This window comes from uncultured Subdoligranulum sp. (assembly GCF_937890665.1).
In genome coordinates, this window is record NZ_CALADU010000046.1 from 1 (window position 1) to 10,192 (window position 10,192).

The 10,192-nt window shown below is 57.4% G+C and carries 9 protein-coding genes; 8 read left to right on the forward strand and 1 reads right to left on the reverse strand.

Going from position 1 to position 10,192, the window contains the following annotated elements; genetic code table 11:
- The first annotated feature begins 177 nt into the window (after positions 1–177).
- The 3 genes from Q0526_RS02635 to Q0526_RS02645 are packed head-to-tail and all read left to right on the forward strand — an operon-like array spanning position 178 to position 3,573.
- A complete protein-coding gene (locus Q0526_RS02635; RefSeq protein ID WP_298730593.1) occupies positions 178–1,407 on the forward strand; it encodes a homoserine dehydrogenase in 1,230 nt (409 codons plus the stop codon).
- Positions 1,408–1,439: 32 nt separating this feature from the next.
- Complete coding sequence (gene thrB / locus Q0526_RS02640; protein WP_298730595.1) at positions 1,440–2,330, forward strand: homoserine kinase; 891 nt, start codon at positions 1,440–1,442, stop codon at positions 2,328–2,330.
- A gap of 37 nt (positions 2,331–2,367) precedes the next feature.
- Positions 2,368–3,573, forward strand: coding sequence for an aspartate kinase (locus Q0526_RS02645; protein ID WP_298730596.1), 1,206 nt, complete (start codon positions 2,368–2,370; stop codon positions 3,571–3,573).
- Positions 3,574–3,663: 90 nt separating this feature from the next.
- Here the strand turns inward: Q0526_RS02645 and Q0526_RS02650 are convergent, their stop codons facing one another.
- A complete protein-coding gene (locus Q0526_RS02650) occupies positions 3,664–5,010 on the reverse strand; it encodes an MATE family efflux transporter (protein ID WP_298730597.1) in 1,347 nt (448 codons plus the stop codon).
- 253 nt (positions 5,011–5,263) lie between these two features.
- Here Q0526_RS02650 and Q0526_RS02655 point away from each other — a divergent pair, with 253 nt between their 5' ends.
- The 5 genes from Q0526_RS02655 to Q0526_RS02675 all read left to right on the forward strand — a co-directional run.
- A complete protein-coding gene (locus Q0526_RS02655; RefSeq protein WP_298730599.1) occupies positions 5,264–6,562 on the forward strand; it encodes an insulinase family protein in 1,299 nt (432 codons plus the stop codon).
- The gene (locus Q0526_RS02660; RefSeq protein ID WP_298730601.1) at positions 6,552–7,847 is read left to right on the forward strand and encodes a pitrilysin family protein; all 1,296 of its coding nucleotides are present in this window, start codon (positions 6,552–6,554) and stop codon (positions 7,845–7,847) included. The genes Q0526_RS02655 and Q0526_RS02660 overlap by 11 nt, the downstream gene beginning before the upstream one ends.
- 48 nt (positions 7,848–7,895) lie before the next feature.
- Complete coding sequence (gene lgt / locus Q0526_RS02665; protein ID WP_298730602.1) at positions 7,896–9,062, forward strand: prolipoprotein diacylglyceryl transferase; 1,167 nt, start codon at positions 7,896–7,898, stop codon at positions 9,060–9,062.
- A 3-nt stretch (positions 9,063–9,065) separates the two neighbouring features.
- Positions 9,066–9,920 carry a bifunctional methylenetetrahydrofolate dehydrogenase/methenyltetrahydrofolate cyclohydrolase FolD gene (folD, locus tag Q0526_RS02670; RefSeq protein ID WP_298730603.1) on the forward strand — a complete coding sequence of 285 codons (855 nt, stop codon included), beginning with the start codon at positions 9,066–9,068 and terminating at the stop codon, positions 9,918–9,920.
- A gap of 155 nt (positions 9,921–10,075) precedes the next feature.
- The coding region (locus Q0526_RS02675; protein WP_298730604.1) for a bL21 family ribosomal protein at positions 10,076–10,192 on the forward strand (117 nt) is incomplete at its 3' end.

The window sequence follows — 10,192 nt, forward strand, 5'->3', positions numbered from 1 at the left end:
AGGTGGAAGTGACGGTGCGCACCGGCATGATGCAGATGCCGGTGGAAGAAATGCTGACGCGGCTTTCGCATCAGCCCTGTGTGGTGGAGATCCACCGCGGGGTCTAAGTGACAGCCGATCCAATGGGTACGGCAAAGAGGTTGGCCGTGTACCGGAAAAAGTAAGGGGGAACAATCCATGGCAAAAATCGCAATTATGGGCTTCGGCACCGTCGGCAGCGGCGTGCTGGAAGTCTGTCGCCGCAACGCGGCCTCCATTGCCCGCCGCGCCGGCGAGCCGGTGGAAGTTAAATATATCTTGGATGTGCGGGATTTTTCCGATTCGCCGGATGCCGCGCTTTTCACCAAGTCCCTTGACACCATCCTGCAGGACCCTGAGGTGAAAGTGGTGGTGGAAACCATCGGCGGCACGAAGTTTGCCTACCCGTATGTGCGGCAATGTCTGGAAAGCGGCCGCAGTGTTTGTACCTCCAATAAAGAGATGGTGGCTACCTACGGCGCCGAATTGCTGGCGCTGGCCCGGGAACACGGCGTGGCTTTCTTGTTCGAGGCCAGCGTGGGCGGCGGTACGCCCATCATTACGCCGATGCATCAATGTCTGGCGGCCAATCATATCAGCCGCATTCAAGGAATCGTCAACGGTACCACCAACTTCATGCTCACCAAGATGAAGCGGGAGAACATGAGCTTTGAGCAGGCGCTGAAAATCGCACAGCAGTTGGGTTACGCGGAAACCAAGGACCCCGGCGACGACGTAGATGGCCGGGATGCCTGCCGCAAGATCGCCATTTTGGCCAGTCTTGCCTGCGGGCACCACATTTACCCGGATAATATTCCCACCCGAGGCATCCGCGAAATCACCGTTACCGATGTGAAGGCGGCGGAAAAGTTGGATTGCGCCATCAAGCTCATTGCTTGGTATGATGAAGGCAAAGAGGGGCAGATGGCCGTAGGGGTAGAGCCCATGTTGGTGCCTTACGCCAACCAGTTGGCCGGTGTGGACGATGTTTTCAATGCGGTGCTCATGCAGGGCGACATGCTGGGCGACGTGGTTTTCTACGGGAAGGGCGCCGGCAAGCTGCCCACGGCCAGCGCGGTGGTAGCGGATGTGATCGACGCCTTGAAAGAAGGCTCTAAAATTCATGACAGCCTTTTCTGGAAACCGGCACCTCGGCAGGAAGGACTGGTGCAGGACCGCGGAACTTATGCTTGGTACATCCGGGTGCGCGGTGTCGCAGCGGCACTGCTGCCCAGCGTAGCGGGCCCCGGCAGCGTGGTGCTGGAAGAAAACGGTGAGGCCGCCTACTGCATCGAGCGGGCAACTGCTGCGCAGATTGAAGAAATTCGCAGTAAGATCGGCGTACTGGGCGGAGAAGTGGCCCTCGCGCTCAAGCAGTTGGCGGAATAATCCAAGATTCACGAAAGAGAGGGGCCTCTCATATGATACAAGTAAGCGTTCCGGCTACCAGTGCCAATGTGGGCGCCGGCTTCGACTCGCTGGGCTTGGCAGTTTCGATGCACAATGTCTTTACCTTTGAGGAGTGCGACGGTATTCAGATCTCCTCTTTGGACGGCACGCATGTGCCGGCGGGATCCAACAATCTGGTGTACCGTTCGGCCAGAGTTGTGTATGACCAGTTGGGCATTCCGCTGCGGGGATTGCGCATTACCCAGCGCAACGATATCCCCATGGCCCGGGGACTGGGCTCCAGTTCCGCCTGCATTGTGGCGGGCATTCTGGGGGCTAATGCGCTGTTGGGGGATAAGCTGACCAAACGGCAGATGCTTACGCTGGCTACCGCGATTGAAGGACACCCCGACAACGTGGCGCCGGCGATGCTGGGCGGTTTTGTGACCAGCGTCATCGACGAAGGGCAGGTATACAGCGTCAAAAAGGACATCGATCCTGAATTGGCTTTTGCCGCCTTTGTTCCGGATTTCCGGCTGCTTACCGCTAAAGCGCGGGCGGCGCTGCCACAGATGGTCAGCCATAAGGACGCCGTGTACAATCTGTCCCGAGCGGCACTGGCCACCGCGGCGTTCTGCGATGGTGATTATGGCTTGCTGGGCGTAGCGACCAAGGATTCGCTCCATCAACAGTACCGTCTGCCTTTGATTCAGGGCGGCGATGAAGTGTTCGAGTTGGCGCTGGATCTGGGGGCCTTGGCGGTGTACATTTCCGGTGCTGGCCCCACCATCATGGCGGTGGTCCATAAGGAAGACACGGCATTTTTTGATCGGGCAGCGGCGGCGCTGCCCCAGAGTGAGTTGCTCCGCCACTTTACGGTGCATCGTCTGCTGGCAGACAATGTCGGCGCGGTGGTCCAGTAAAGCGTGCGTGTAGAAATAGAGGAGGAACAGGATACCTATGGGTTTGATCGTGCAAAAATTCGGCGGCACGTCGGTCAAGGACCGCAGCCGCATCTTTAACGTTGCGCGCATTGTTATGAATACGCGCAACGCCGGCAACGATGTGGTGGTGGTTGTGTCCGCACAGGGCGATACCACGGACGACCTCATCGCGAAGGCGGCCGAGATTACCTCGGACCCGTCGCATCGTGAGATGGATATGCTGCTGGCTACCGGCGAGCAGATTTCTATTGCGCTGCTGACCATGGCACTGCAGGAATTGGGTGTTTCGGCCATCAGCTTGACCGGTTGGCAGGCAGGCTTCAACACCGACCGTGCCTACTCTAAGGCGCGCATCAAGCGGCTGGATACCGAGCGTGTGGAAAGCGAACTGGCTCGTAACCGCGTGGTGGTTGTGGCAGGCTTCCAAGGCCTGAACCGTTCGGACGACATCACTACGTTGGGACGCGGCGGCAGCGATACCTCGGCGGTAGCGTTGGCGGCGGCGCTGCATGCAGACCGTTGCCAGATCTTTACTGACGTGGAAGGCGTGTATACCGCTGACCCCCGTAAGATTCCCAAAGCGACCAAATTGAAAGAAATCACGTTCGATGAGATGCTGGAACTGGCTTCGCTGGGCGCACAGGTGCTCAACAACCGCAGCGTCGAACTGGCGAAAAAGTATAACGTCGAGCTGGAAGTCATCTCCAGCATCAATCCGGTGCCCGGCACCGTTGTGAAGGAGGAAACCAACGTGGAAGGTATGCTGATCAAAGGTGTGGCGAAGGATAATGATGTCGCCGTTATTTCTATCAAGAATGTTCCGGATGTGCCGGGCATGTCCTTCAAGGTGTTCAGCCTGCTGGCCCAGAAGAACATCAATGTAGACATCATTTTGCAGAGCTCCGGCAGTGAGGGTAAGAAGGATCTGAGCTTCACGGTCCCCCTCAGCGACGCCGAGTCTGCGGTTGCCGCGCTGAACAGTGCTGCTTCTCGCTTTGGCGCTGGAGAGATCAGCGTCGATAAGAATAGTGCCAAGGTTTCTATCGTGGGTGCTGGCATGCAGAGCCATTCCGGTGTGGCGTCCACCATGTTTGAGGCGCTGTTCAACCAGAATATCAATATCAAGATGATTTCTACCAGTGAAATTAAGATCAGCGTCATCATCGACAAGGAAGATGCTGACAAGGCTGTGGCTGCGATCCACGACGCCTTTATCAACTAAGGGTTCCGGACCACATAGAGGGGAAAGGGTAAGCCCCCGCGCACTGCGGTGCGCGGGGGCTTTGTTGTGTATTGTGTAGGAAAAAGCAGATCAAGCCGGTACGCGGTCGAAACAGCCTTTTCGTTTTAGCCATAGGTAAGCGGTTACACAGATCGCTGCCGACAGAATCGAACCGGCCACGGTGGCCAGACCCATGGGGAAAAGTGTCTGCGGGAACCAAACCGACATTAGGTAGGCCCCGGGCACCCGCAGCAGCACGATGGTGATAATGTTGTGCAGGAAGGAGATTTCGGAGCGCCCGTAAGCACAGAAGAAGCCGTTGAAACTAAAATGGATGCCCGCAAACAGACAATCCCAGATATAACCTCGGATATATTGTCCGCCGGCAAGGATCACGACTGCGTCGGTGGTAAAAAGTCCCACCACCGGTTCGGCAATCCATTGCATTACAATGCTGATGCACAACCCAAATCCGGCGGCAATCAGAATCGCATAGCGCAACGTTTGGGCCGCACGGTCGTGCTTGCCGGCGCCGATATTCTGGGAGCCAAGCGCAGATACGGTGGACAGCATGGAAGAGGGAACCAAGAACAAAAAGCTGATGATCTTTTCCACAATGCCCACCGCGGCGGCGTCGTTAAGTCCTCGACGGTTGGCGATGACCGTGATGAAGATGAAAGAAATTTGAATAAAGCCGTCTTGAAAGGCAACCGGCAATCCGATTTTGAGAATCCGGCGCAGCACCGAGCGTTTGGGTTTGAGATCGGCGCGGTGCAGCCGGATGCCGGTATTGCCTCTTGCAATGACAGCCAGTGACACCACAACGCTGAAGGCCTGCGACAAGGTGGTTCCCAGTGCGGCGCCGGCGGGGCCCATTCCCAGCATACCGATGAACAGGTAGTCCAGCCCGATGTTGGCAACGCAAGCCACGGCAATGAAATACATGGGGCTTTTGGAGTCGCCCAGCCCCCGGAAGATGGAACTGATGATGTTGTAAGCGGTGATGCAGGGGATGCCGATGAAGCAGATGGTCAGGTAGGCGGTGGTGCCGGCCACGGCTTCCTCCGGTGTGGACATGATGGACACAATGGGTTGCACCAGCGCAAGCAGAAGCGCCATCAGCGCCACGGAAACCACCATGAAGAGCGATATGGTGTTGCCGACGACAGCAGAAACTTGTTTGTGCTCTCCGGCGCCGATGGCACGTCCAATGTTGACGGTGGCGCCCATAGCCAGCCCCACGATCATCACGGTCAGCATATGCATGACCTGACTGCCCACCGATACGGCGGTGGTACTGGCGGCTCCTTCAAATTGACCGATGATGAATAGGTCGGCCATTCCGTAGAGTGTCTGCAAAAAGTACGATAATAGATAGGGCAGTGAAAAGTACAGTACGTTGCGCAGTACACTGCCGGTGGTTAAGTTTCTTTCCATGTATTTGTCCTCGGTCTTGCCCGTACAGCGGGCGCGGATGTTTTGGTACCCGGCAAGACCTGCGGATCCTTTTTCCCTCCAATACTATCTATAATACCGCGGCAACCCCCACCGGCGTCAATGCTTTTTTTGAGAAAAGATGCACTTTTTTGCATGAAAACCCAGCCGGCCCAAGTTTTTTATAGGGTTGGTTTACTTTTACGGGCCCAAGCGGTATAATACTCCTATCTATTTGTTGGAAAGGAATACTGATTTGGAACGCAAACAACTCGCGCCCGGGGTGTTTATCACCACGCTGGACGCTGCTAAATTCAATCGCTGCCGCATCACGATCCATCTGCGTTTTCCCGCCCGGCGGGAGTCCGCTACCGATGCCGCCGTGCTGGCTCTTGTGCTGGAACGCGGCTATGCAGCCTGCCCGGATATGACCGCCCTCTCCCGTCGGTTGGCGGAACTCTATGGCGCCGATCTGGGGGTAGACCTTGCCAATGCGGGAACGGACCGCATTCTCTCGGCAGATATCTGCGGTATTAAGGATGTCTATGCCCTTAACGGCGAAAACCTTACCGACGCCTATGCCGATATTGTGTTTGGGACCATCTTTGACCCGTATCTGGTGGACGGCGTGTTTGACGCGGAGGCTGTGCGCATCGAAACCGAGACACAGGCGCGCCGTTTGGAAGCTGAGTTCAATTCCAAGCGACTCTACTGTGTGCGGCAGGCCCGGCGCAAATTTTTTGGGGATTCCCCGGCGGGGATCGAGCTGGGCGGCTATCCCGGGGAGCTGGTCCATGTGACGCCCGCCAGCTTGAAGGCGGAGTATGACCGCATCTTGGCCAACGCCACCATCGATGTTATGGTGCAGGGGGCTGATGAGGCGCGGGTGGCTGACCTGCTCTTGCAAAAACTGCAAAATCATCCTCGCACGCCGCAGCCGTTTGCGGCACCCATGGGCATGCCGCCGACAACGGTGCGGCATTTTGCCGAGGAGATCCCCGGCCTGACGCAAGCCAAACTTTGCATGCTGTTCACGGCGGGGGACAATCCCAACCCGCCCAGCGTCAGCATTCTGCGGGTGGCTATGAGCGTGCTGGGCGGTTCTGCCACCAGCCGTTTGTTCCGCAACGTGCGGGAAAAACAATCGCTGTGCTACTACTGCGGCTCGGCGGCCCAGCGGGCGACCGGTGTTATGATGATCGATTCCGGTGTGGAGCCCGGGAAAGAACAGCAGGCCGAGGAGGCTATTCTGGCGGAGTGGGAGGCCCTTAAAAACGGCCCCATCACGCAGGAAGAAGTGGATGACTGCCGTCGGGGGCTGCTTTCCAGTATGGATGCGCTGGGGGACAGTCTGGCCGCACTGGAAAACTGGTACTACGGTCAGATCACCCGGGGTGAGCCCCTTTATCCGCCCCAGTACGGTAAGGTGCTGACCAGCGCCGTTACACTGGACGAAGTGCGGCAAGCACTGCAAGGGTACCACTATTCGGTTTGTTATGCGGTTACCGCCAAACCCGGTACACAGGGCAAAGGAGGTGCCGAAGATGTCCAATAAGGAACAACAGGCGCAGTTCTCTGCCGCGCAGGCCCGGGCGGCGTCTGCGGTGGGATGCCAGCGGGTGGTGCTTCCCAGCGGGTTGACGGTCTTATGCCGTACCATGCCGGGGTATAGCAGTGTTCATGCCATCTATGCTACCGCTTTCGGGTCTATCCACCGCCAGTTTGTACTGGATGGCAAGCCGGTTTCTCTTCCGGCGGGCACGGCCCATTTTTTGGAGCACAAGATGTGCGAAACACCCAAAGGGGATTCGTTCAGTTTTTATGCGAAGACGGGCGCTTCGGCCAACGCCTTCACCAGTTATGACCGTACCTGCTACATCTTCTCCGCAACCCAAAAGATCGACGAAAATCTGGATATTCTGTTGGGGTTGGTGGGTAAGCCTTGGTTTACCAAGGCAACCATCGCTAAAGAACAGGGGATCATCGGGCAGGAAATAAAAATGTATGACGATAGCCCCGACTGGCGGTTGCTTAACGCGCTGTTCCGCTGCCTGTACACGGATCATCCTTTGCGGGATGACATCGCCGGTACCACAGACAGCATCGCAACGCTGACGCCCCAGATGCTCTACAACTGCACCAAGGCATTTTATGCGCCTTCCAATATGGTGCTGTCGGTGGCAGGCAAGATCACGTTGGAACAAGCCGTGGAAGCCTGCAAACGCAACGGCCTTTACCGTGCCCGGACCACCCATGAGGTGAAATGGGATATTCCGGTGGAGGAAGGTCCCATCCCCCGCAAGGGAGCTACCTTTACCATGCCGGTGAACAAACCTTGCTTCGGGGTGGCCTACCGGGAACCGCCTTTGGCGCAGGGAGATCTGAAGCGAGAACTGCTGCTGGATATGTTGGGCGACTTGGTAGTTGGTGGACTTACCAAGCTCTACCGCAAGTTGTACGATGAGGCGCTGGTCAATCCAGAATTTTCCGGCGACTTTATCGCGGTGCGGGGGGCCTGTGCGGTGGCCTTTACCGGAGAGAGCGATACGCCCCGGGAAGTGGCGGCAATGCTGCAGCAGGAAATCGAGCGTCTGCGCACCGAAGGCATTGACCCCGAAGTTTTCCTGTTGGTCAAGAACCAGATGTACGGGGAACTGCTGGGCGATGTGGAAACGGTGGACGACGCAGCCGAGGAAGCGGCAGCCGCTTGCCTGAAAGGCCGCACGCTGGCGGATGAGATCGCAGCACTGGCGGAATTGACGGTGGAAGATGCCAACGCGCTGATGAAAACGGCGCTGCGGGAAGAAAACCGTGCCTACGTGCAAATTGATCCGCAATAACACGCTGGCAAGAAAGCAAAATCAACAAGGAATCGAGGAAGGGTAACTATGGTATACCATGTTCAATTCCCGGGACTGGGGCTGGATTTTACCATCAACCGGGTGGCGTTGTCCATCGGTGGGTTCAACATCTACTGGTACGGTGTAATCATCGCTGTGGGAATGCTGCTGGCACTGCTGTACGCGTTCCACTATGCAGTGGATTTCGGCATTGACTCGGATCGTCTGGTGGATGTAGTGGCGATCGGTACGGTTATGGCCATCGTTTGTGCCCGGATTTATTATGTGGCAATGGCACCGTTTGAGTACCAAAGTCTGTGGGAAATGGTGGACATTCGTTTGGGCGGCATCGCCATCTATGGTGCGGTCATCGGCGCGTTTGTTTTTGGCGGCTTAGCCGCTAAATGGCGCAAGGTGCCGCTGCTGCCGCTCTTCGATCTGGTCGCGTTGGGCTTTTTGATCGGGCAGGGCATCGGCCGTTGGGGCAACTTTGTCAATCAGGAAGCCTTCGGCACCAACACGACGCTGCCTTGGGGTATGTACAGCGAAGGGACCGAAGCCTACCTGCAATCGGTGCAGGTCACGCTGCCCGCCGGTGTGACGGTGGACCCCAGCATGCCGGTACATCCTACCTTTTTGTATGAAAGTCTTTGGTGTTTGATCGGGTTTGTGGTTCTGGCTTTGTATGTCAAACACCGCAAGTTCCACGGCCAGATTTTCTTGCTGTATGCCATCTGGTACGGGCTCGGCCGCGGCTGGATCGAAGGGCTGCGTACCGACTCGCTGCTCATCGGCAATACCGGTCTGCGGGCCAGCCAACTGGTGGCAATCCTTTCGGCATTTGTGGCCTTTTTGCTGCTGGTGGCAGGGGTGCGCCGGGCTAAGGGTAAACCGCTGATGGTTGCGTTGGCTGTGCAGGATATCCACAAGCAGGAGCAAGCCGGGGACCGCTTTACGGTGGATGCGCTGGTGGCCAGTGCATCCCACGGAGAGTTTTTGGCCGCTACCAACGCGATGAACGCGCGGTTGGCGGCGTTGGATCTGGATGCAATGGACATCGAAGAACTGGAAGACCCCGAACCGGAACAGGCGGAGGCTTCTCCGGCGTTTGAAACAGAGCATGCCGCAGAAGAAACGGCCGCACCGGCGGACCCCGAACCGGAAAAAGAGCCTGCGAAGGAGCAGTCCGTCGCAGAAGAAACGAAGGGGGAGTAAGGGATGAAAGCAAACCTCATTGATGGCAAGGCGTTGGCTGCCGCGGTAAAGAAGGACGCCGCCGAGCAGGTGGCAGCTTTGCAGGCACAGGGCATCACCCCTTGTTTGGCCGTGGTGCTGGTAGGGGAGGACCCTGCCAGTCAGGTCTATGTGCGGGGTAAGATCAACGACTGCGCCCAGTGCGGCATCCAAAGCCGCAGCGTTCGTCTGCCCGAAACCACCACGCAGGCAGAATTGCTGGCGCAGGTGCAGAAGTTGGCGCAGGACCCGGCGGTTCATGGCATTCTGGTACAGCTACCTTTGCCGCCCCAGATCGACGAAAAGGCGATCATCGAAGCGATCCCCCCCGAAAAAGACGTGGATGGGTTTTCGCCGGTCAACGTGGGCCGTATGCAGATTGGGGAACCCTGCTATCTGCCCTGTACTCCGGCAGGCTGCATCCGCATGATCGAATCCACCGGTACCCAAATGGCGGGCAAACACGCCGTGGTCATTGGGCGGTCCAACATTGTGGGCAAGCCGGCGGCTATGCTGCTGTTGGCCAAGAACGCTACCGTGACGATCTGCCACTCCAAGACCGAAAACTTGCAGGAACTCTGCGCCTCGGCCGATATTCTGGTGGCGGCGGTGGGCCGTGCGGGCTTTGTCACCGGAGAGATGGTCAAGCGGGGGGCGGTAGTCATTGACGTGGGTATCAACCGCGGCGCCGACGGGAAACTGCACGGCGATGTGGATTTTGAAGCGGCAGCCGAGAAAGCGTCTTGGATCACGCCGGTTCCCGGTGGCGTAGGGCCCATGACCCGGGCGATGCTTATGCTCAACACGGTGGAGGCGGCGCGCCGGGCAGCAGGTGTGTAAAACACGATGCAACGGCCATGTTTTGCCAAAAAATCCTTGACAAGCCGAAAGGTTTGTGCTATAGTTTTATAGCCGCTTGGTATGGGCCCGAAAAGTGTGCGGTTTTGCCGCAACGCCCTACTGTCCAGCGAGACTTATTGAAAGAGGTTATCCGTATGTACGCAGTTATCAAGACCGGTGGCAAGCAGTACAGCGTGAAGGTTGGCGACGTGGTTTACGTCGAGAAGCTGAACGCTGAGGCTGACAGCGAGGTCACCTTCGATCAGGTCCTG

Bases quoted from the DNA above. Each gene is read 5' to 3' on its own strand.
- Q0526_RS02635 (WP_298730593.1), top strand. From the start codon at position 178: ATGGCAAAAATCGCAATTATGGGCTTCGGCACCGTCGGCAGCGGCGTG.
- thrB (WP_298730595.1), top strand. From the start codon at position 1,440: ATGATACAAGTAAGCGTTCCGGCTACCAGTGCCAATGTGGGCGCCGGC.
- Q0526_RS02645 (WP_298730596.1), top strand. From the start codon at position 2,368: ATGGGTTTGATCGTGCAAAAATTCGGCGGCACGTCGGTCAAGGACCGC.
- Q0526_RS02650 (WP_298730597.1), bottom strand. From the start codon at position 5,010: ATGGAAAGAAACTTAACCACCGGCAGTGTACTGCGCAACGTACTGTAC.
- Q0526_RS02660 (WP_298730601.1), top strand. From the start codon at position 6,552: ATGTCCAATAAGGAACAACAGGCGCAGTTCTCTGCCGCGCAGGCCCGG.
- lgt (WP_298730602.1), top strand. From the start codon at position 7,896: ATGGTATACCATGTTCAATTCCCGGGACTGGGGCTGGATTTTACCATC.
- folD (WP_298730603.1), top strand. From the start codon at position 9,066: ATGAAAGCAAACCTCATTGATGGCAAGGCGTTGGCTGCCGCGGTAAAG.